The following is a 22,709-nucleotide window of genomic DNA, read 5'->3' on the forward strand; positions in this document are numbered from 1 at the left end:
TTCACCTGCGGATCGCCCCTTGAGCTCGCCGAAGGACAAACCGGTTTGGTGATGCAGTGGATGGGTTGATGTCCGAGTGTGTTTCGCGACGATCGAATCATCTGGCAGGGCGCAACGTTCCGCTTTACCTGGCACGCCTTGGACTTTCCTTCTTATGACAAGGATTCGCTGGTGCAGGCGCACTGGATCGTTGACGGCCGGCTGCCATCATGGCGGGCAATGGGCCGCTGGGCAGGCCGCAATGACGGGGCGCCAGCCTTATTCGTCGACCCTGATCCCTGCGTCGTTGGCGATCCTCGACCAGACTTGCAGATCGCTCCGGACGATCTCGCCCAGCTGCGCGGAGGTCTTTACCGGCGGCGGCTCGAAGTTCAGTTTCTTCATCAGCGCCGCGATCTCCGGCAATGCCTGCACCTTGTTGGCCTCATCGGACAGCCGCTTCACGATTGCCGGACTGGTTCCGGCCGGGGCGAACATGCCGAACCATCCCACCGTGTTGAACTTGTAGCCCTGTTCACTCATGGTCTTGACGTCGGCAAGCTGTGGCGAGCGCACGTTGCCGACGATGGCAATGCCACGCACCTTCCCGGAACGCAGGAACGGAACCGCCACGCTGGGATCGGTCCAGCCGATCTTCAGCACCCCTGAGGAAAGCTCGGTGAGCAGTTGACTTGTTGTCCGATATGCGACGTGCTCGGTCTTCATGCCGGTCTGCTTCTTCAGCCATTCCATGGTCAAGTGCGCGGACGAGCCGGTGGCCCAGCTGCCATAGCTGTACTTGTCCGGATTCGCCTTCACCAGCTCGATGAGTCCTGGCAAGTCGTGCACCGGCAGATCCGGGCTCACCAGCAGCAACACCCCACCCGCGGCTGTCTGCGCGATCGGCATGAGGCTCTTTCTTGCCTCCTGGGATATGGACTTCATGACAGCAGGCGCAACCACCATGTTGGATGCCGTCGTGTAGAGAATCGTGTAGCCGTCCGGCGCCGCCTTGAGAACGGCATTGGTCCCGATCACGCCGCTGCCGCCCGGCCGGTTCTCCACGACCACGGCCTGCTTCAGCGATTCGGAAAGGCGCTGCGCCATGGCCCGCGCCAGCGCGTCGGTTCCCGAGCCGGGAGACGACGGAACGATCATTTGAATCGGGCGTGCGGGCCAGGCTTCCTGTGCCTGCAGCGGCCCTGGCGCGCACAGGGCAATGATTGCCTCCGCGCACAATGTGATGGCGAGCAGCTTGTTCAGTGATGACATCGTCGTCCCCATGTTCTCTCGACTATTTCCCAGCCTGAAAAGTGCTGCCAGCCCCACCACTGTGCGGCAAGCAATTGCTACCGGCTCAGGCTATCGTGCGCAAATCATAGCAGTCGAAATTTTTATTGTCGACATGAATATATTTGGCTGGTCGTGAGGTTGCCGGGAATCGATTCAGTCCGGCTTCTTGCCCGTTGGCGCCGTGCCCTCCGTCGCGGGCGCCTCGAAGGCATCGAACAAAAGATCGGGGGCGCTGGTGTTGTGACGCGACCGGACCGTACGGCCGAATCGCACCGCGGTCGCCTGCATTGAAGTGACTGCCATCACCGGCTTCCTGATGGCCTCACCAGCCGGCCCGGTCGTCCAGGTGACCTCGCTCGCGTCTGCGTTGTCGTCGGCAACGTACATGGAGCGCAGCATCGCGAACGGGCGCTTGGCGTCATAGGCCGGCAGGAACCGGACATCGAGCGCAGTACGCATGTCGCTGATTTCAGTGATGGTGACCGTTGCCTGGCCTCCGCCAGTGAAATGCAGCCTGAAAGCCAAGGGCTGCGGCTCGATTTCTATCCGAGCGATGTTGACCACCGGGCGCCCTTCCTGCTCTATCGGCCCCAGCAGGAACGAAGAGCCATAGGCATTGACACCCAGATGACGGGCCGGCAACGGTTTCGCCCGCCAGTAGCCATCGGCGGGATAGAGCACCAGGACCTCGGCACGGGTCCGGCCGGATTTCCGGAACACCTGGATCAGGTGAAAACCGGCATCGGCCCTGCCCGCTACCGTGACCGGCACCCGATGTGGCCGCCAGAAGCTGGCGAACGTGATGCCGACAATGGCAATATTCCTGCCGTCGTAAAGGGTGACCGTGCGCGGCACGAAGACATGGCGGGGATCAGTCGGGTGAGGCGTCTTGCCGAAGTTGCACCCGGAGAAATCCGGCGCGGAGCTGTCAATGCGGATGGCGTTGACGTAGGGGGGATGCAACGCCTGGATGCGGAAGCTGCCAACCGCGGCGGCGGACAGGGCGAACGAGACATTGTCTTCTTCCGCGCATGGGCCTGGCGTGCTGAAATTCTCGACCTCCACGGCCAGCCGCTGCGCGCAAGCCGGCACGGAAAGCAGCGCCAGGCACAGGGCCGCGACAAGGCGCGTTGCGCGCATGCCAGGCTCCGTGAACGGGAATGAGGCGGGATCCGATTCCCGCCTCCGTGAGCCTGTTCCTACTTGGTCCTGGGCGGCACGATCGCAGTGCCGGCGTCGGTGGTGCGCTCGTGCTGCATGGTCGGCATCATGTTGCTGTTCAGGTGGAACATGACCCAGAGCGAACCCGTCAGCGTGATCACCACCAGCACCAGCGTGAACATCAGCGACAGCATGTTCCAGCCGCCCTCCGACCGCGCGTTCATGTGCAGGAAGTAGATCATGTGCACCACGATCTGCACGGCGCCGATCAGCAGGATGACGATGGCGGTGGTGGACGACTTGTCGAACACCTTTCCCATGACCAGCCAGAACGGGATCGCGGTCAGGAAGACGGACAGCACGAAGCCCGTCAGGTAACCGCCCAGCGTGGCGTGCGGCCCCACTTCCTCGTCATGCCCGTGGCTGTGTCCGTGGCTGTCCAGCGTTTCGTCGTGCGCGCTCATGGCAACGCTCCCATCAGGTAGACGAAGGTAAAGACGCCGATCCAGACGACGTCGAGAAAGTGCCAGAACATCGACAGGCACATCAGCCTGCGCTTGTTGGCCGTGATCAGCCCGTGCTGCGCCACCTGGGTCATCAGCACGACCAGCCAGATGATGCCGCACGTGACGTGCAGCCCGTGGGTGCCGACCAGCGCGAAGAACGAGGTCAGGAACGCGCTGCGCTGCGGCCCTGCGCCCTCATTGATCAGGTGCGCGAACTCATAAAGCTCGACCGCCAGGAACCCCGCGCCGAAGACCCCCGTGATGGCCAGCCAGATCTGGGTTCCGGCGATGCGGTTCTGCTGCATCTGCAGCATGGCAAAGCCGTAGGTAATCGACGACAACAGCAGGAACGAGGTGTTCAGTGCCACCAGCGGCAGCTCGAACAGCTCTGCCCCGCTCGGTCCCCCCGCATACTCCCGGCCCAGCACGCCATACGCGGCGAACAGGCACGCGAATATCAGGCAGTCGCTCATCAGGTAAAGCCAGAACCCCAGCAGCGTCCCGTTCTGCGGGTGATGGTCTTCGGGCAGGTAGAACTGGTAGCCCCCCGGCGGGGCCGCGTCAGCGGTGCCGGTGCCGCTCACATGGTTGGGAAAGGTCGTGTCAGCCATGGCCAGCCATCCGCTGTGTGCGCGCCGCTTCGGTCTGGACCACCAGGTCCGCCGGGAGGTAATAGTCGCGCTGGTAGTTGAACGTATGGATGATCGCGCCGATGATCGTTGCCGCGAACGATGCCGCCGCCAGCCACCAGATGTGCCAGATCAACGCGAAACCGCAGAGCGTGGACAGTCCCGCGAGCACGATCCCGGCCGCGGTGTTCTTCGGCATGTGGATCGGAATAAAGCCCTGCTGTGGCCGCGCGTAGCCGTTCTGCTTCATGTGCCACCAGGCGTCGGTGTCGTGCACCACCGGCGTAAAGGCGAAGTTGTACTGCGGCGGCGGGGACGACGTCGACCATTCGAGCGTGCGGCCGTTCCACGGATCGCCGGTCAGGTCGCGCAGCGCCTCGCGGTGGATGAAGCTGACCACCAGCTGGACCAGGAAGCAGGCAATGCCGATGGCGATCAGCAAGGCGCCGAACGCAGCCAGCTGGAACCAGACCTGGTGGGTTGCGTCCTCGAAATGGCTCATGCGCCGGGTCACGCCATGCAGCCCCAGCCAGTACAGCGGCATGAACGCAAAGTAGAAGCCGACCAGCCAGAACCAGAACGATGCCTTGCCCCAGGACGAGACCAGGCGATAGCCGAATGCCTTCGGGAACCAGTAAGTAATGCCTGCCATCAGGCCGAACAGCACACCGCCGATGATCACGTTGTGGAAATGCGCGATCAGGAACAGGCTGTTGTGCAAGGAAAAGTCAGCCGGCGGCACCGCCAGCAGCACGCCGGTCATGCCGCCGATCACGAACGTGACCATGAAGCCGATGGTCCAGAGCATGGGGGGCTCGAAGCGGATCTTGCCGTGGTACATCGTGAACAGCCAGTTGAAGATCTTGGCACCGGTGGGGATCGATATGATCATGGTGGTGATGCCGAAGAACGAATTGACGCTGGCACCCGATCCCATCGTGAAGAAATGGTGCAACCAGACCAGGTACGACAGCACGGTGATCACCACCGTGGCGTAGACCATCGACGCGTACCCGAACAGGCGCTTGCGGCAGAACGTGGCGACCACTTCCGAGAACACCCCGAACACGGGCAGCACAAGGATGTACACCTCCGGATGGCCCCATATCCAGATCAGGTTCACGTACATCATGGCGCTGCCGCCCAGCTCGGTGGTGAAGAAGTTGGTGCCGACGTAGCGGTCCAGCGCAAGCAGCGCCAGCGCCGCGGTCAGCACCGGGAACGCGGCGATGATCAGCACGTTGGTGCACAGCGCGGTCCAGGTGAAGATCGGCATGCGCATCAGCGTCATGCCGGGCGCCCGCATCTTGACGATGGTCACCAGCAGGTTGATCCCGGATAGCAGCGTCCCTACCCCGGCCACCTGCAGCGCCCAGATGTAGTAGTCGACGCCGACGTCAGGGCTGTGGATGATGCCGGACAACGGCGGATAGGCCAGCCAGCCGGTGCGCGCGAACTCGCCCACGAACAGCGACATCATGACCAGGATGGCACCGCCCGTGGTCATCCAGAAGCTGAAGTTGTTCAGGAACGGGAAGGCCACGTCGCGCGCGCCGATCTGCAGCGGCATGACGAAGTTCATCAACCCCGTGACCAGCGGCATGGCAACGAAGAAGATCATGATCACGCCGTGCGCGGTAAAGATCTGGTCGTAGTGGTGCGGCGGCAGGTAGCCAAGGTTGTCGCCGAACGCGATGGCCTGCTGGATGCGCATCATGATCGCATCGGCAAAGCCCCGCAGCAGCATCACGATGCCCAGGATCACATACATGATGCCGATCTTCTTGTGGTCGATGCTGGTGAACCATTCCCGCCACAGGTAGCCCCAGAGGCGATAGTAGGTGAGCGCCGCGACGATTGCGCCCCCGCCGATCACCACCACGATGAAGGTGCCGAGCAGGATGGGATCGTGCAGCGGGAGGGCCTCCCACGAAAGCCGGCCGAAGATCAAATTGGCGAGTTCCGAGCGCTCGGGCATGTTTGTCACCTGGGGCCTGAATTAACCAACCATGGCCGATGGGGCTGGCCAGTACCGCGAGGGAAGATCCGGATCCGCACCCTACTGCAGCAGCACCCGGCCGTCATTGCGCGCGGACTCCGACGCGAACACGGGCGCTGTGGCCGCGGTGTTGCGCGCCGTGCAGATGCCGGCGAACGGGTCGAATTTGCCGCGGCTGCGGTCAAGCGCCATGGTGTCTGCCATGCACCGCCCGCCGCCCACACAGCGGTTCAGGATCAGGTCGTACAGGCCTGGCGCCACGCTGGCATAGCGTTGCACCGCGTCGCGCTCGCTGGGCTGCGCGAGCTTGAGGTACATATCCGTGGACAGGCCCTGGCCCGATGACTTGACCTGCTGGATCCAGCGCTCGAAGTCCTGGTTGGACAGCCCATGGAACTTGAAACGCATGTGGGAGAAGCCCGCGCCGCTGTAGTTGGCGGAGAAGCCTTCATACACGCCGGACTTGTTGATCACGGCATGCAGCTTGGTTTCCATGCCGGGCATGGCGTAGACCATGCCCGCCAGCGACGGGACGAAGAATGCGTTCATCACCGAGGTGGCGGTGATGCGGAAAGCGATGGGCCGGTCGACCGGCGCCGCCAGCTCGTTGACGGTGGCGATGCCCTGCTCGGGATACAGGAACAGCCACTTCCAGTCCATTGCCACCACCTCCACCGTCAGCGGCTTCACGTCCGCCGGAACCGGCCGGCCTGCGTCGATCCGCGTCAGCGGCCGGTACGGATCGAGCTGGTGGGTGCTGACCCAGGTCACGGCGCCCAGCGCGATGATGATCAGCAGCGGCGCGGCCCAGATCGCCAGCTCGAGCACCGTGGAATGATCCCAGTCGGGGTTGTAGGGCGCGTCGGTCGCGCTTTCCCGATAGCGCCACGCAAACAGCAGCGTGAGGATGATCACCGGAACGATGATCAGCAACATCAGGCAGGTGGCGATGATGATCAGGTCGCGCTGGCGCAAGGCCATGTCGCCGGATGGCGCAAGCAGCACTGCGTTACAACCGGCCAGGCACGCCAGCATGACTGCGGCGGCGCATCGCAGCAGTAGTCTTCCCTGCACACGTCTTGGCGGCACTACAGAGTCGAAGCGGCCCATAGTCTCGGAAGTGGCGTCTGAGGAATATCGGCAAACTGCCGGCGAACTCACCTTTCGTTTTTCTAAGGCAGTTTAGGCGCTATTCTTGTCAGTGCGAGACTTAAGAGCCAATTTCATCGGAATGGGGTCGGCTCCATGTGCAGTATCGACGCACTCCTGCCAGAAGGAGACTTGACGATGGCCAGCCTCACCCACCAGCATCGCGCATCGCCGACTGCACCTCCGGCACCCGGCCACCACCAGGTGGCGCCTGCCGAGATCGCCACCGGGGTGGTGATCGGTCGGGCCTCCGAGTACTTCGACTTCTTCGTGTACGGCATCGCCTCCGTGCTTGTCTTCCCGGCGGTCTACTTCCCGTTTGCAAGCGAGCTGGCGGGGTTGCTCTTCAGTTTCACGATCTTCTCGTTTGCGTTTATCGGACGCCCGTTCGGCACCGCGCTGTTCATGCGCATCCAGCGGCGCTGGGGCCGCGGCATCAAGCTGACGGCGTCGCTGTTCCTGCTCGGCACGGCCACGGTGGGGATTGCGTTCCTGCCGTCCTACGCCTCGATCGGGGCCGCGTCGATCTACCTGCTGGCGCTGTTCCGCTTCCTGCAGGGCATTGCGTTCGGCGGGTCGTGGGACGGGCTGCCGTCGCTGCTGGCGCTCAACACGCCGGAGGACAAGCGCGGCTGGTATGCGATGGTGGGCCAGCTCGGCGCACCCACCGGGTTTATCGTCGCCAGTTCGCTGTACCTGTTCCTGCATGCCAGCCTGACCCCGCCTGAATTCATCGAGTGGGGCTGGCGCTATCCGTTCTACGTGGCCTTCGCCATCAACGTCGTGGCACTGTTTGCACGGCTGCGCCTGGTGGTGACCCATGAGTACACGCAGCTGCTCGAGGAAGACGAGCTGGAGCCGATCAGCACCTTGCAGATGGTGAACGCGCAAGGCTTCAACATCTTCCTGGGGGCCTTTGCTGCGCTGGCCAGCTATGCGCTGTTCCACCTGGTCACGGTGTTCCCGCTCTCCTGGGTAATCCTGCACCGCACCCAGAGCATCTCCGACGTGCTGGCCGTGCAGATCGTGGGCGGCTTCATCGCGTTCATCGGCACGCTGCTATCCGGCTGGATCGCGGACCGCATCGGCCGGCGCACCACGCTGTCGGCAATGGCCGTGCTGATCGGCATCTTCAGCCTGGCAACGCCGTGGCTGCTCGGTGGCGGCGCGACCGGCCAGGACATCTTCATCCTGGTCGGCTTCGGCTTGCTGGGCCTGTCGTACGGACAGGCTGCGGGCGTGGTGACGTCGAACTTCGAACGCCGCTTCCGCTACACCGGCGCCGCGCTGACCACCGACTTCGGCTGGCTGTTCGGCGCCGCCTTTGCGCCGCTGGTGGCGCTGGGCCTGTCTTCGCTGTTCGGCCTGGCGGCGGTCAGCCTCTACCTGCTGTCTGGCGTGATCGGCACGCTGGCCGCCTTGCGCATCAGCCGGGCGCTCGGGACGCCTGACATGTGACAGCGGTCATGGCCTGCGCAAGGCCATGACGATTCCCCTGCGACGGGCGGGCTGATTCGCCGCCCGATTTCCTCGTGCGCTTCCTTGCTTGCTGGCCCCTGCCCGGCTGCCTGACCCTTGGCGCCCGGCGCCCCGGCGCCGCATATGGCGGATAATGCGCTATTTGCAAGCACCTCCCTCCCATGCCCGCAAGCAGCAACACCACTGGACGCATCGACTGGACAACGCTGTTCCTGCTTACCTTCCCGCCACTGAGCTGGGCCGGCAATGCCATCATCGGCCGCCTGGCCGCCGGCACTGTGCCGCCCATCACCCTGAACTCTGTGCGCTGGGTGCTGGCAGGGCTGCTGCTGGCACCCTTTGCCTGGCGCGGCGTGATCGAGCACCGCGCGGCACTGCGCCGGCACGCCGGCGTGATCACCGCCCTGGGCGTGCTTTCGATCGCCAGCTATAACGCCCTGCAGTACCTGGCGCTGACCACCTCGACCCCGATCAACGTGACGCTGATCGGCGCATCCACGCCGCTGTTTCTGATCGTGATCGGCGCGATCTGTTTTGGCGAACGGGTGAAGCCATGGCATGTCGCCGGGGCGCTGCTGTGCATGGTCGGCGTGACCTTCGTCCTGGTACGCGGCGAGCTGGGCCGGCTCGCCCAGCTGGACCTGGTTGCCGGCGACCTGTTCATGCTGGCCGCCACCATCGCCTGGAGCGGCTATACCTGGCTGCTGCGCAAGCAGCGCCCCGCCATGCCGCTGCCGGCGCTGCTGTTCGCGCAGATCGTCACCGGCGTACTGGCAAGCGCTCCCGTGACGGCATGGGAGCTGATGACGCTGGACCAGCCGCTGCAATGGAACGGCAAGGTCGCCGCCATCCTGCTCTATGTAGCGACCATTCCCTCGCTGCTCGCCTACTTTGCCTGGGACCGCGCCATCGCCCGCGCGGGCGCGCAGTTGCCGGTGTTCTTTATCACCCTGACGCCGGTGTTCGCCGCCCTGCTGTCCACGCTGCTGCTGGGCGACTGGCCCCGCTGGTACCACGCCGTGGGACTGGCCGCGATCGCGGCGGGGATCTGGCTGGCGCAGCGGCGTTGAGGGGGGCGGCCGGTCCACGCCAGCGAACAGGCACGCCCCGGGCGTTTCAATCCTGAATCAGTCTTGCCGCGTCTGCACTAGCCTGTTTGCAGGATGGGCTCTCGCACCGTGGTGCACTACCCTCGCAGTAGAGCTCACGCCACTGAAACCGGGGGGAATCATGGGTGAACAGAGTCCGCGCGGGCGACATGCGTCGGCTGACCTTGCACTATGCGAGGCGCCAGCAGAAGACATCGAAGCTGGATCAGCGCCACCGCGGCGCACACACAGCACAACGCCCGCTGTGCATCCCGGGACTTCCGGCCTGTACGTCATGGCTGGCCGCCAGGAGCCTCCTGCCGCAATGAGCCGGCTCACGGGTGCGGACGATCCGATGCTGGGCTGCCTGCTGTTGCTGAACCGGGCCCTGCAACGGACGGTGCCTTCAGCGGTCCTGCTGGAAGGACTGCCGCTGGATGGACAGGCCCTGACGTTGCCGATGCTCTGCGCCGCAGCGGCGCGCGCCGGCTTGTCGGCCCGGCTGGCGGAGCGCGACCTCGACGATATCCCGGATACCTCGATACCGGCAATCCTGTTGCTGGACAAGAACAGGCCGTGCGTACTGCTGCAGCGCTGCGAGCACGGACGGTTTCTCGTCGCCCTGCCAGGCTGGGGCGGTGGGGTGCAGGAAGTCAGCCGCGAGGAACTGCTGGCCCAGTACAGAGGGCACGCCGTCTTCGCGCAGCCCGTGCTGCAAGCGGACGTGTCAGCCGATACGGAGCCGGCACAGCCGTGCCCGTGGCCCGACGACGCGATGCGGCCATCATGGCGGCGCCGTTGCGAGCGGCTGCTTGCCGCGACGCTCAGGGTACTGGGCAGGCTACCGGCTGAAGATGTGGCCCGCGCTGGTGGCTAGTCATTGTCCGGCCAGATGGGCGCGGTTCCGATGCGCATCATGACGTCGGCGATGGCCGACGTGTTGCCCGAACTCCTCTGCCAGATCCCCACCCATAGGTCACGTTGAGCGGAAACCGCACGTCGTAGCGGTGGCCGACGCCCTCGCTCGTCCCTGCCGGGGCTCTCCGCGATCCGCAGGTCAGGCCGAACGGGCTACACGCAGTCGCTCACCATCCCTGGCGGGGAAATGAAAAGGAGGCAGGGCAATTTGCCCTGCCTCCGCTCAGGCGCCCATCTGCCCCCCGGCACAGACGCGCGCCCCCGTCCAACCGGCTTAGATGACGCAGGCAAGCTTGACGGTGAGGCCTCCCCAATCGGTGGCCTGGTTGGTGTCGACCTGTACCTGCAGCTTGTCGTTGCGAATGACGGTTCCGGACGGCACCTCCTTGCTGCAGCTCTGCTGGCCATTGCTGATCTTGCAGCTCAGGTCCCTGACCGGCGTGATGGTCGCCGAAGCGCCGGCCCCTGTCACCGTGTGCACCGAAATGTCCAGCGTTCCCTGCACCTTGCCGAGTGTGGTGGCAGTGAGCGTGACACGGCTGCAATCGTAGGGGATCACGACGCCGAAGTCCGACGGCAAGGCAACCGCCCCGCCGGCGCCGGTCATGGCATAGTTGCCGCGGCTGAGCGTGGCTGGCACGTTGAAGTTGCCGTTGTAGACGGTGCCTGTCCCCATGGGCACGCCCGAGGTCGGCCACTGGCCGCCCGCCTTGGGACCGTACAGCGTCGAGGTCGCGGTGTCGAAATAGAAGTCGCCATCGACGCCGATATCGTTGGTCGGTGCACCGCTGCCGTACAGGATGTGACCGCCATTGCCGACAGTGCCGCCACCGGTGCCGCCGGTGCCGCCGCTGCCGCCCGGCTGGGTGACCAGCGAAACCCCTGCCGGCCACACGTCATTGGCCTTGGGCCCGTACAGCGTCCAGGTGTCGGTGTCGAGGTAGTAGTCGCCATTGTTGCCGACACTGTTGGCTGGCGCCCCCGCGCCCGTCAGGACGACGCCGCCGCCGGCGCCCGACCCGGTGCCGCCACCCATCTGGACGCCCGGCGGCCACGTGCCGTTTGCCTTGGGCCCGAACAGGGTCGAGGTGGAGGTATTGATGTAGTAGTCGCCATTGTTGCCGACGCTGTCAGTCGGATCGACCGAGCCGGACAGGATCGTGTTCCCGGCCGCCCCGGTATTGCCGGTACCCGCCACCGAAACCCCTGCCGGCCACACGCCGTTTGCCTTGGGCCCGAACAGCATCCAGGTCACGGTATTCAGGTAGAAGTCCCCGTCCTTACCGATCTCGGACCCGGGATCGGTGGTACCCGACAGCATGGCGCTGCTGCTGGCCGCGGTCTGCGTTGTTGGCGACGTTGGTGACGTTGGCGTTGACGTTGACGTTCCGGTGCCTGGTGCCGTGGTGGCGGCAGGGGCAGGCGTCGAGTCGCCCCCGCCTCCCCCGCAACCTGCGACCGTGATGACGAGACAGGCGAGCGGCAAGGCCGCCAGCTTCATGTGGATGCGTTTCATGGATGGACCCCCTTTCCTTGGCCTTTTGAGCACGTGAGATTCGATGGCATTGGCAGCGCCAACGATGAGGTCAATCTAGCTGGCGGAATCGGAATGGAAAATCGGCTCTATGGACGAGCTTCGGTTATACGGAATGGCGTCCCGCAGCGGATGAAAATGCGCCGCGCCACCGGCGCGCGGGATTATGTCGGAGCGCACGGCACTAGTCAGCCGCGGGGCCGCGGGTTTCCCGTGAAGCCTTGCAGGACAAGGCATTGCCAGTCATGGAAAGTCGTTTCCGGAGGCTCCGGCAGGCACTGCGAAACGGGTATCCAACGCCCCGGAAAATGCCGTCAATCCCCACTGGAGTGGAATGCCCGCGCGAGCTGAACGGCTTACCGAGAAAGTAGTAGGCAGACCGCCAAAGCGACCGGAAAAAGTATGTATAGGAAATGAAACGTCACGGGCCACATCAAATTAATGATGAAGGCAGGCCACCGGCCGATCCAGGACGATCTCAGTTGAGCAAAGGCACGATCACGCTGGCGCCCTTATGCAGGGATCACGTCAAAGCCGACAGCAGGATATCCTGCACCCCCTCGCCGTCACGCGAGGCCTGACGCTCGTAGGTTCCGTCCGGCGCCATCTGCCAGGTGTCACGCCGGTCTGCCAGGTACGGTTTCAGCCCTTCCGCGATAACGCGCTCCTTCAACCCGGCATCAAGGATGGGAAAGCAGATCTCGATCCGCCGGGACAGGCTTCGCTCCATCCATTCACCGCTGGACAGCATGACCTTTTCCGCGCCGCCATCGTGAAAATAAAAGATGCGCGAGTGCTCGAGAAACCGGCCCATGACGGATTTCACCGTAATGTTCTCCGACAGGCCGGCAACGCCGGGGCGCAGCGCACAGGCGCCCCGGATGATCAGGTCGATACGGACTCCGTCGCGTGAGGCGTCGTACAGCGCCTGAATCAGGTCGGGTTCCAGCAGCGCATTCATCTTGACCACGATCCATCCCTTGCGGCCGGCCCTGGCGTGCCCGGCTTCGCACCGGATCGCTTCAAGCAACGCCTGCTTCATGGTGAAGGGCGATTGCCAGATATGGGTCATGCTATGGGTCTGGCCGCGGCCGGTCAGCTGGCTGAACACTTGCGCCACATCCTGCGTCAGCGACTCACTGCAGGTGAGCAAGCCAAAATCCGTGTAGGTGCGCGTGGTCTGGTGGTGATAGTTCCCGGTTCCGAGATGCACATAGCGGCGGAGCTTCCCGCCCTCGCGCCGCAATACCATGACCATCTTGGCGTGCGCCTTGAAACCGACGACCCCATAGATGACATGCGCGCCGACTTCCTCCAGTTGCGTCGCCCAACCGATATTGGCCTCTTCATCGAAGCGGGCCAGCAGTTCCACCACGACGGTGACTTCCTTGCCGTTGCGCGCGGCCTCGATCAGTGCAGAGAGCAGGACCGAGTCATGCCCGGCCCGATACACGGTCTGGCTGATTGCCACCACATCGGGGTCCTGTGCCGCCTGCCTGACAAAGTCCACCACCGGAGTGAACGACTGGAACGGGTGATGCAGCAGGATGTCGCCCTCGCGAATGGCGCGGAAGATATCGGATTGCTCGTGCAGCACCTTCGGCAGGCCGGCCCGGAAAGGCAGGTACTTCAGTTCGGGCCGGTCCACCTGGTCCGGCACCTGCATCAGGCGAACCAGGTTGACCGGTCCGTTGACGGAGAACACCTCGCTTGCCGCCAGGCCGAACTGCTGCTGCAGGAACCCAGTCATTGCCGGCGTGCAGTTGTCAGCCACCTCCAGCCGGACCGCGTCACCATAATGACGGTGCGGCAGTTCGCCTTGCAGCGCCTCGCGCAGGTTCTTGACCTCTTCCTCGTCCACGAACAGCTCGCTGTTGCGGGTCACGCGGAACTGGTAGCAGCCGCGCACCGTCATGCCACTGAACAGCTCGCCGACGTGGGCATGCAGGATGGAAGACAGGAACACAAAGCCATGCTCGCATCCGGCAGTCTCCGGCGGCAAGACGATGACCCGCGGCAGCGCTCGCGGCGCCTGCACGATGGCATAGCCGGAGTTGCGCCCGAACGCATCCTTGCCCTCGAGCTCAACGGCGAAGTTCAGGCTCTTGTTGAGCACCCGTGGAAACGGATGCGCCGGGTCCAGCCCGATCGGCGTCAGGACCGGCATCAGCTCGGCGAAGAAGAACTCCCGGATCCATTCCGCCTGCGCGGGGTTCCACGTGGGCCGCCGCAAGAAGCGGATCTGCTGCTCGGACATGGCCGGGATCAGCATGTCATTGAACAGGCGGTACTGCTGGTCGATCAGCTCCCGGACCCGCTGGTTGACCCTGGCATAGACCGCCTGCGGCGTCAGCCCGTCCGGGCCCGCCACCGGGGACTGAAGCAAGCACTGCTCCTTCAGGCCTGCGACGCGGATCTCGTAGAACTCATCCAGGTTGCTGCTGAAGGTGCACAGGGCACGCAGCCGCTCCAGCAGTGGCACCGCGGGATCGGCGGCCTGCTGCAGCACGCGGCCGAAGAACTCCAGCTGGCTGAGTTCGCGGTTGATATAGAGCTCATTGCCATTCGGCAGGCCATCCGCGTCGACCGGGGTGCCGAGGCGCCCCTCCCCCGCGACCATCGGTGACGCATTCTGCATGGGATCGGATTCGGGTTTCATGATGTGAGTGCCTGTGCGGGGGAATCCTTCCCGATTCTAGCTGGCGTATCGCGCATATCGGGGCGAAACTGATCGCACTGCTCCCGCGAAATACGTACCATCTTATGAGCATCCGATGCGTAGAATGATCTGACGCGCCCACTGGAGCTGCCAATGACCCACGTAATACCATCTGCGACCGAGACCACCCCGGAAGGGCTGATGCGCTTGATCGAGCATATTGGAGGTGCTGCAGCGCGAGGTCACCTTGACCCGGAGTTTGTGCGCAAGTTGGGGAAGCGCATTGCCAACGAATTGCAGGATATGAAAGCGACCAGGCTGCCGGGTGACCGCGAGCTTGCCGGGCTGGAGGACGGCATAGAGGCACTGCTGCTGGCCGCGGACCGCAAGCACGGCGCCAGGCTGACCCAATCGCTGCAGAAGTTGCGGGAGCACGAAATCCCCTTCGGCGGGGAGTCGAATGCCAGCCAGTCTCACTAGCAGGGGTGCCTGGCGAAGCGTGAGCTCATTAAGCAGGTAGTTCAATGACCTGGGTCGTTATTGCCACCGCAGATAACCTTGGAACCTATGTCGAAGACTGACAAGAAACGATACCTGAAAGCACTTAACCGGCGCCTGAAGAAAGAGTCGGCCGGAAAGTTCGATACGCTCTTTATCTTCGACCCGCCCGGCTCGAAGCCGAAGAACGCCACCGGGGTGACCACCAGCGGCCCTGCCAGTGACGAGACCCTTGCAGTGATGAACGCAGTCCAGGCCAGGGTATTCGCAAAATTCGAGGGCACGGCAAAGCTCGGATAAATGGAACGCGAACTCAAGCTCGAGTTGCTGCAGGATCAGGCCGAAGCGCTGATCGGCTTGCCCCTGGTGTCGTCCTGCTGTGTGGAGCCGCCGCACGAAGACAGGCTCGTGAGCACGTATTTCGATACGTCGGACCTTGCTTTTCGGCGTATGCACGCGTCGCTGCGCGTGCGGCAAGCGGGTGAACATTATGTGCAGACCTTGAAGACCTGGGGCACGCAGCATGGGGCGCTTTACGAGCGGGAAGAGTTTGAGTCGGCGGTCCCCGGAAATACGCCAGATCTGGGTGCACTGCGAGACAAGCTGCCCGAAGGCACTGCGTTGGGGACGCTGCTGCGTGAAGGCGACCTGGCACAACGCCTGAAGCCGATCTTCATCACGGATGTCCGGCGCACGGTCCTGCTGTTGCGCTTGCCACAGGGGGACGAGGTCGAACTGGCGGTCGATCGCGGCGTTGTCCGCGCGAACGACGCCACGGAGCCGATCCGCGAGCTTGAGATGGAGATCCAGGCCGGGGAGCCGGCCCATCTGTCAGCGTTTGCCCTGCGGCTGCTCGACGCAGTGCCAATGCGCCTGAGCCGCGCCAGCAAAGGCGACCGTGGCTATGCGCTGGTGGCTGCCGAGGCCGAAGAAGCGGTACGGGCGCAGCCCCTCAGGCTGGCCGATGCCGGCTCGGCGGAGGCGGTGTTTCGGTGCATTGCCCAGAACTGCCTGGCGCAAATCTCCGGGAACGAACGCGGCGTGGTGAACGGCTCCAATCCGGAAAGCGTGCACCAGATGCGTGTCGGCCTGCGTCGCCTGCGCTCCGCGCTCGATATCTTTGAGCCGCTGCTTGCCTGCCCGCCGGCACTGCAATCGGACCTCAAATGGATTGCCGATGAACTCGGCCCCGCACGAGACTGGGAAGTGCTTGCCAATACCACCTTGCGTGACGCGTTCGATGGGGCGCCGGAGGACGTGGGCGCCGGCGCGGTGCTTGCCGCGGCGAAGGCAGTCGCAGCCGATGCCCGGCAACGCGCGGCCCAGGCCGTGAATTCCGATCGCTACACCCGGCTGATCCTGACGCTGAGCCATTGGCTGGGCAGCGCGGGCTGGCGCGATGGCCTTGGCGAGGCGCAGCGCACGGCACTCACCGGACCCGCCAGGGATTTCGCGCTGACCACGCTGCGCAAGCGGCAACGCAGGCTGCTCAAGCGGGGACGGGGCATGGCAAAGCTCGATGAGCAGCGGCGCCATCGTGCGCGTATCGCCGCAAAGAAGCTGCGCTATGCGACCGAGTTCTTTGGATCCTTGTTTGCCGCGAACAAGGTGCACCGCTATCGCCGGCAATTGTCGCGCCTGCAGGATGACCTCGGATGGCGCAATGATATGGCGGTTGCAGCGGGGTTGTTGCTGCGCCTGGGGACAGAACGGCAGCAACTTGCCATTGGCTGCGGCTATGCGCGCGGCTATATCGCAAGGGGTGTCAGCGTTGACCGGCAGCCGCTGCGCCGCCTCTGGAAACAATTCAAGGCGGCACGCCTGCCCGCCTAGCCCGGCTTCCGGGCATCAGCGCCCGTTCAACGTCGCGGCCAGCCGCTCTCCGTCAGCAGAGATCGTCCCCCTCCGCGTAAACCCCAATGACATAGCCGGCACATTGACAGATTCCTGACAGCCTTCCCCGCCTAGAATCGGGCCCCTGGTCACCCGGACCGGCGCCCGCCCGGCGACGAGAAACATAGCCTCCCTGGCGCCCTGGCCGGCCAGCGAAACGCTCAATTCACGACAGGAACGCAAATGGAAAACGGTGCACGCGAACAGATCCCGGCCACGCTGATCCCCGGCGACGGGATCGGTCCCGAAGTTGTGGACGCCACCGTCAGGGTGCTGGAAGCGCTGGACGCCCCGTTTGCCTGGGATATCCGGCGCGCGGGGATGGCCGGCGTCGAATACAGCGGCGATCCCCTGCCGCAAGACACGCTGGACAGCATCGGCCGCACCGGCCTGGCCCTGAAGGGGCCGCTGACCACGCCGGTGGGCGGTGGTTTCCGCTCGGTCAATGTGCGCCTGCGCGAGACGTTCAACCTCTATGCCAATGTACGCCCGGCCCGCACCCTGGTGCCGGGCCGCTTCGAGAATATCGACCTGGTGCTGGTGCGCGAGAACGTCGGCGGCTTCTATGTGGCCCATGACTACTACATCCCGGTTGGCGACGACCCGCATGCGGTGGCGGTGTCGACCGGCACCAACACGCGCGACGCGTGCCGGCGCATTGCCCGCTTCGCCTTCGAGTACGCCGTCAAAAACGGCCGCAAGAAGATCACGGTGGTGCACAAGGCCAATATCCTGAAGGCGCTCACCGGCATCTTCCTGGAAGCGGCGCGCGAGGTCGCCAAGGACTACGCGGGCCGCGTGGACATGGACGACATCATTGTCGACGCCTGCGCCATGCAGCTGGTGCTCAACCCGTGGCGCTTCGACATGCTGCTCTGTACCAACCTGTTCGGCGACATCCTGTCGGACCAGATCGCCGGCCTCGTTGGCGGGCTTGGCATGGCGCCGGGCGCCAACATCGGCGACCAGGCCGCGATCTTCGAGGCCGTGCACGGCTCGGCGCCAGACATCGCCGGCAAAGGCATTGCCAACCCGATCTCGCTGATGCTGGCCGCCGGCCTGATGCTCGACCACGTGGGCCGCCAGGACCTGGCCACGCGCCTGCGCACGGCCATCGAGCTGACGCTCGTCCAGGACCAGGTGAAGACCGGCGACCTCCACGGCACGGCCACCACGCTGCAGTTCGCGGACGCGGTAGTGAAACGCATCGTTTCCGCCAGCTGAGCCGCGCCCGCGCGGCCCGCCCGGGCCAGCGCGCAAGACTGCCACCCTCCGCGGTCATTCCATACCCGGCACGCCCTGGCGTGCCGGCGGGATCGGCCTTGCTTTTAACCTCGTGCGCCGCACGGACGCACACACACCCGCCCGCATGCACCCCACGCTGCAGGGCGGCAAAGAGATCCAGAAAAAGATGTTGACCCTGCTCGCCTATTCGATGGTGATCGTGTTCATGGCACTGATCATGACCAAGCGGCTCTCCGCCATGGTGGCGCTGATCCTGGTTCCGATTGCGTTCGCCGCGATCGGCGGTTTCGGCCCCGAACTCGGCCCGATGATGCTGGACGGCGTCAAGAAGCTGGCGCCGACCGGCGTGATGCTGATGTTCGCCATCCTGTATTTCGGCCTGATGATCGATGCCGGGCTGTTCGATCCGGTGGTGCGCGCGATCCTGAAGATAGTGGGCGGCGATCCGGTCAAGATCATCATGGGCACCTTCGTGCTGGCCGCGCTGGTGTCGCTCGACGGCGACGGCTCGACCACTTACATGATCACCTGCGCCGCCATGCTCCCGCTCTACAAGCGCCTGGGCATCAGCCGGCTGGTGCTGGCCTGCGTGATCATGATGGCCGGCGGGCTGATGAACATCCTGCCCTGGGGCGGCCCGACCGCGCGTGCCGCCAGCGCGCTGGGCGTGGACGTGGGCTCGCTGTTCGTGCCGATGATCCTGCCGATGATCGTCACCGGCATGTGGGGCCTGTTCGTGGCATTCCTGCTCGGCCGCCGCGAACGCAACCGGCTTGGCCGGCATCGCCCTGATGCGCACCGGGGCCGGCGATGACGGCCATGCCATGCCGGAGGCTGCCACCGGCGATCCCCGGATCGCCAGGCCCAAGCTGCTGTGGTTCAACTTCCTGCTGACCAGCGGCCTGATGGTGCTGCTGATTCTCGGCACCTTGCCGCTGCCTGCGCTGTTCATCATCGCGTCCGCCATCGCGCTGATGGTCAACTACCCGAGCCTGCACGAACAGAAGGAGCGCATGAGCGCGCATGCCGCCAACGTCGTGCCGGTGGTGTCGCTGATTTTTGCCGCCGGCATCTTCGTCGGGATCCTGTCCGGCACCAAGATGGTCGACGCCATCGCCAACAGCGTCATCAGCGCCGTGCCGGACTGGATGGGTCCCTACATGGCCCTGGTGACCGGGGTGCTGAGCATTCCGTTCACCTTCTTTATCTCGAACGACGCGTTCTACTTCGGCATCCTGCCGATCCTGGCCAAGGCCGCCGCCGTCTATGGCATCGGCGCGGCGGAAATCGGACGCGCCTCGCTGATCGGGCAGCAGGTTCACCTGCTGAGCCCGCTGGTCGCGTCGACCTACCTGCTAGTCGGCCTGGCCGAGGTCGAATTCGGCGATCACCAGCGCTATACGCTGCTCTGGGCGCTGTCGGCGGCAGTGGTCATGATGCTGGCTACCGTTGCCTTCGGCGTGATTCCGGTCATTGGCCGGGCAGCTTGACAGCGCGGAAGCGGCACCGGGCGGGTCAACCGCATCCGCCTGCCTGGCGTTTTACCCGAACGTAACTTGCAAAGATTTACAAATAGCCCAGCAGACGGCCTGACGGCATCCGCCCTGCTGGCTATAGAGGATCACATCCCGGCAGCACATAAGCCACATTCGCATCGAATGAACCAGCCAGCCTTCATTTCGTTGCAAATGACGTATGCAAAGCGTTGCAATAGGGTTAGATCGAATATGTTACTGAATGTAAATGACGTAACTTGATTGCAAGCTGTACCGCTGGCATTGCGACGCAATGCCGGTGGCTTGAGTAGTAGGGGGGCATCATGCAGCATTCCAGCCGATTCGCGTGCGACCTGGGCCGCGCGCACCTGTCCGGCCGCAACGGCCGCCACGGCAACGCCGGTGCTTCCCGCAACCAGTCCATTCGACATCGACGGCACCTGAGCCGCGCGCAGCACTTCGCGGTGCACCAGCGCCACCTTCCCACTGACGCACCCGCGGCAGAAGCCTGTCGCCCGCCCAGCCATCTTGCACGAAGCCGGCCGTGCGGCTGCCGGGCGCGCCACCTGCGCTGACGCCCGCATCGCGCAGCACCTGCAAGAAAGCACTGGTCTCTGCCCGGTTTGCCGGCCCCTGCGCCAGAACAACACACCAACCCTATCAAGAAGGCGGGAATCGCCATGGCGCTCTACGCTCTGCGGGAACTCACGCTGCAATCCCTTGGCCCGCTCGGGGCGATGATCGAAGCGGGTTATCGTGCAGTCAATTTCTGGGGCGAGTCGGTCGCCTGGCTTCCGGGGCTGCGCGAGACCGACGCCGCGCTTGAGTTGTTCACCCGGCTGACCAAGGCCTACGGGAAACCTCGCTTTGAGATCGACGAGGTCCTGGTGCGCGGGCAGCCGGTGGCCGTCACCGAGACCGCGCTCATCGAAGCGCCCTTCTGCCGGCTGCTGCATTTCAGGAAGGACATGTCCAGCCCTGGGCCCCGCGTGTTGCTGGTGGCACCGCTCTCCGGCCACTACGCCACCCTGCTGCGCCCGACGGTCGAGGCATTGCTGCCGGAGCACGATGTCTACATCACCGACTGGGCCGATGCGCGCCAGGTCCCGCTTGACGCCGGGCACTTCGATCTTGGCGGCTATGTCGACTACCTGAAAAAGTTCTTGCGCTACCTCGGCGCCGGCACGCATATCGTCGCGGTTTGCCAGCCCGGGGTCCCGGTGCTTTGCGCGGTCGCCCAGATGGCCGAAGACAACGAGCAGGTGCAGCCTCGCTCAATGACCCTGATCGCCGCGCCCATCGACACGCGCGTCAGCCCGACGGCGGTCGACCAGTTCGCGCAGCAATATTCGCTGGCGTGGTTCGAGGCCAACGTCATCGAACGGGTGCCCGCCGGCTACCCGGGAAACGGGCGCCGGGTTTATCCGGGCTTCCTCCAGCTGGCAGGCTTCGTATCGATGAACGTCGCACAGCACGCCGGTGCGCACCTCGACTTCTACCGCCACCTGGTCGATGGCAGGCAGACCGAGGCAGCCAGGCACCGCAAGTTCTATGACGAGTACAACGCCGTGCTCGACGTGCCGGCCGAGTACTACCTGGAAACCATCCAGAAGGTTTTCCTGGAGCATCACCTGTGCCGCGGCTGCATGGAAGTCGGCCAGCGCCGCGTCTACCCCGAGGCCATTGCCAACGTTTCATTGCTGACCATCGAAGGCAGCGACGACGACATCACCGGCCGCGGCCAGACCGAAGCGGCTCACGCGCTCTGCGCCGGTCTTGCGGCCGACCGGAAGGAACACCTGGTCGTCGATGGCGTGGGTCACTACGGCACCTTCGCCGGCCAGCGTTTCCGGCAATCCATCCTGCCCGCCATCACGCAGTTCATTCAACGGTGCGCTGACTGAGGACCTCCGGATTTGCTTCGCCGTCCCGGGTAGCAATCAATTCTTTTGGCGCCAGCGGGATCAAAAACAGGATCAGTGCGTACACCACTGTCGTCGCGATCACACAATATGTGAAACCGTGCGTCGGGCTGCTGTTATAGATCCATGATCCCAGGACATCGCCGGCACGCGCCGAGAGCGCAAGAACGCCATCCACCAGCATCATCAGGGTTCCTTGCAGGCCCGGCGGACAGGACCGCATCGCGAGATCGAAGTATGCCGCCGTGGCGACACCGCCCATCAGCCCTATCGGTGCCGCCAGTACCAGGGCAAGATTGGCTGAGTCGATGAATGCCAGCGGAACCATCTGCGGCACTGCGACGATCGTTCCCCACCACAGCAGCTTGTTCAGCGATACCTTCTTGCACAGAAAGCCATACAGCAGGAATGTCGGGATGAACGCGGCGGCAAAGATCCCGTTGTAGTACGAGTAAACGGAATCCGATGCATGCAGCTCATTGCTCAGATAGAACTGCAGCGGCGTGGCCGCGCCTGGCGCAAAGTTCCACAGAAAGCAGATGAGAACCGCTGGATAGACAGCCTTATGTCTCACCAGCCGCCTGACATTGCCAACGAGATCCGTGCCCCTGGCTTGTGGCTTCTCGTAGATGTGGCGGAAGACCGAAGCGGGCTTCCAGAGCCCCAGCACCGCAATCGACAAGGCGAACATCGCCATCAGGAGAAAGGCTTCCTTTGCGGCAAGATGATCCGAGATGTACCCGGAGGCGAACGCCCCCGCAACCACCGGGACGGAGCCGACCACGTTCAACAGCGCGCTCAGGCGCCCGGACATGAGCTTCTCCTGGCCCACCAGCGCGATCAACCCCTGATAGGCTGCAGCGATAAATCGGGACGACAGCATTGCCAGCAGCATCCCGATGACCAGTCCCGCGTATGAGAAACCTGAATACGCCATCCAGATGAATGCCGCCGCGGTCGCCGGGGCGAAAATCAGGAAGAAGCCCCGATCGCGCAATCCCAGCGGGTTCCATTGGTCGCGCGCGAGGCCAAAAACGAACGCAAGGTAGACTGGTATGCCCGTCACCAGCCGGAATATCGATATCTCAGTCGCCGTCGCATGCAACTGGTTCTTGAGCAGGTACGACGTCTGTATATCGACCAGGTAGCCGGCCGGCGTTGCCAGGGCGATGAACAGGGTCAGCCAGCCGAAATACAGCAGGGTCCGGTCGTTGCCCTCGGAACCACCATGACCAGAAGCGGCCGGCATTTTCGTCGCTCA

At 64.2% G+C, this 22,709-nt stretch carries 17 protein-coding genes and 1 pseudogene; 9 read left to right on the forward strand and 9 right to left on the reverse strand.

The genetic code is table 11. The features are described from left to right. Nucleotides 1–258: 258 nt before the first annotated feature. The 6 genes from AC3WLE_RS02915 to cyoA all read right to left on the reverse strand — a co-directional run bounded on the left by AC3WLE_RS02915 (nt 259) and on the right by cyoA (nt 6,677). Nucleotides 259–1,251: a Bug family tripartite tricarboxylate transporter substrate binding protein gene (locus AC3WLE_RS02915; protein ID WP_492351725.1), complete on the reverse strand. Its 993-nt coding sequence runs from the start codon at nt 1,249–1,251 to the stop codon at nt 259–261. A 174-nt stretch (nt 1,252–1,425) separates the two neighbouring features. Next, nucleotides 1,426–2,412: a hypothetical protein gene (locus AC3WLE_RS02920; protein ID WP_492356179.1), complete on the reverse strand. Its 987-nt coding sequence runs from the start codon at nt 2,410–2,412 to the stop codon at nt 1,426–1,428. A gap of 59 nt (nt 2,413–2,471) precedes the next feature. Further along, nucleotides 2,472–2,897, reverse strand: coding sequence for a cytochrome o ubiquinol oxidase subunit IV (gene cyoD, locus AC3WLE_RS02925; protein WP_013952667.1), 426 nt, complete (start codon nt 2,895–2,897; stop codon nt 2,472–2,474). Beyond that, a complete protein-coding gene (gene cyoC / locus AC3WLE_RS02930; protein WP_010809753.1) occupies nt 2,894–3,550 on the reverse strand; it encodes a cytochrome o ubiquinol oxidase subunit III in 657 nt (218 codons plus the stop codon). Before cyoC ends, cyoD begins: the two co-directional genes overlap by 4 nt. Beyond that, nucleotides 3,543–5,546 carry a cytochrome o ubiquinol oxidase subunit I gene (gene cyoB / locus AC3WLE_RS02935; protein ID WP_492318628.1) on the reverse strand — a complete coding sequence of 668 codons (2,004 nt, stop codon included), beginning with the start codon at nt 5,544–5,546 and terminating at the stop codon, nt 3,543–3,545. Before cyoB ends, cyoC begins: the two co-directional genes overlap by 8 nt. 81 nt (nt 5,547–5,627) lie before the next feature. Beyond that, entirely contained in the window at nt 5,628–6,677 is a 1,050-nt protein-coding gene (gene cyoA, locus AC3WLE_RS02940) for a ubiquinol oxidase subunit II (protein WP_492356178.1), read from the reverse strand. Nucleotides 6,678–6,854: 177 nt separating this feature from the next. Here cyoA and AC3WLE_RS02945 point away from each other — a divergent pair, with 177 nt between their 5' ends. The 3 genes from AC3WLE_RS02945 (at nt 6,855) to AC3WLE_RS02955 (ending at nt 10,160) form a co-directional block, all read left to right on the forward strand. Next, nucleotides 6,855–8,174: an MFS transporter gene (locus AC3WLE_RS02945; protein WP_492318630.1), complete on the forward strand. Its 1,320-nt coding sequence runs from the start codon at nt 6,855–6,857 to the stop codon at nt 8,172–8,174. 182 nt (nt 8,175–8,356) lie between these two features. Then, on the forward strand, nt 8,357–9,265 hold the full coding sequence (locus AC3WLE_RS02950) for a DMT family transporter (protein ID WP_492356177.1): 909 nt from the start codon (nt 8,357–8,359) through the stop codon (nt 9,263–9,265). A 343-nt stretch (nt 9,266–9,608) separates the two neighbouring features. Then, nucleotides 9,609–10,160 carry a cysteine peptidase family C39 domain-containing protein gene (locus tag AC3WLE_RS02955; protein ID WP_492356176.1) on the forward strand — a complete coding sequence of 184 codons (552 nt, stop codon included), beginning with the start codon at nt 9,609–9,611 and terminating at the stop codon, nt 10,158–10,160. 315 nt (nt 10,161–10,475) lie between these two features. Here the strand turns inward: AC3WLE_RS02955 and AC3WLE_RS02960 are convergent, their stop codons facing one another. Together AC3WLE_RS02960 and ppk1 are read right to left on the reverse strand one after the other, a co-directional pair. Beyond that, entirely contained in the window at nt 10,476–11,717 is a 1,242-nt protein-coding gene (locus AC3WLE_RS02960) for a hypothetical protein (protein WP_492318633.1), read from the reverse strand. Between the two features lie 541 nt (nt 11,718–12,258). Next, the gene (gene ppk1 / locus AC3WLE_RS02965) at nt 12,259–14,394 is read right to left on the reverse strand and encodes a polyphosphate kinase 1 (RefSeq protein ID WP_492356175.1); all 2,136 of its coding nucleotides are present in this window, start codon (nt 14,392–14,394) and stop codon (nt 12,259–12,261) included. Between the two features lie 153 nt (nt 14,395–14,547). Here ppk1 and AC3WLE_RS02970 point away from each other — a divergent pair, with 153 nt between their 5' ends. The 6 genes and pseudogenes from AC3WLE_RS02970 (at nt 14,548) to AC3WLE_RS02995 (ending at nt 21,430) form a co-directional block, all read left to right on the forward strand. Continuing rightward, complete coding sequence (locus tag AC3WLE_RS02970) at nt 14,548–14,874, forward strand: hypothetical protein (protein ID WP_492356174.1); 327 nt, start codon at nt 14,548–14,550, stop codon at nt 14,872–14,874. 87 nt (nt 14,875–14,961) lie between these two features. Further along, nucleotides 14,962–15,192: a hypothetical protein gene (locus tag AC3WLE_RS02975; protein WP_492318636.1), complete on the forward strand. Its 231-nt coding sequence runs from the start codon at nt 14,962–14,964 to the stop codon at nt 15,190–15,192. Further along, on the forward strand, nt 15,193–16,725 hold the full coding sequence (locus AC3WLE_RS02980) for a CYTH and CHAD domain-containing protein (protein WP_492351718.1): 1,533 nt from the start codon (nt 15,193–15,195) through the stop codon (nt 16,723–16,725). Nucleotides 16,726–16,968: 243 nt separating this feature from the next. Next, nucleotides 16,969–18,009 carry an isocitrate/isopropylmalate dehydrogenase family protein gene (locus AC3WLE_RS02985; protein ID WP_492318638.1) on the forward strand — a complete coding sequence of 347 codons (1,041 nt, stop codon included), beginning with the start codon at nt 16,969–16,971 and terminating at the stop codon, nt 18,007–18,009. 187 nt (nt 18,010–18,196) lie between these two features. Next, a pseudogene (locus AC3WLE_RS02990) lies at nt 18,197–19,520 on the forward strand (CitMHS family transporter). Nucleotides 19,521–20,206: 686 nt separating this feature from the next. Next, nucleotides 20,207–21,430: a polyhydroxyalkanoate depolymerase gene (locus AC3WLE_RS02995; protein WP_492356173.1), complete on the forward strand. Its 1,224-nt coding sequence runs from the start codon at nt 20,207–20,209 to the stop codon at nt 21,428–21,430. Here the strand turns inward: AC3WLE_RS02995 and AC3WLE_RS03000 are convergent. Beyond that, nucleotides 21,408–22,697 carry an MFS transporter gene (locus tag AC3WLE_RS03000; RefSeq protein WP_492356172.1) on the reverse strand — a complete coding sequence of 430 codons (1,290 nt, stop codon included), beginning with the start codon at nt 22,695–22,697 and terminating at the stop codon, nt 21,408–21,410. The genes AC3WLE_RS02995 and AC3WLE_RS03000 overlap by 23 nt on opposite strands. Nucleotides 22,698–22,709 lie beyond the last annotated feature (12 nt).

Source organism: Cupriavidus sp. FW306-1B-F12B, from assembly GCF_058781795.1.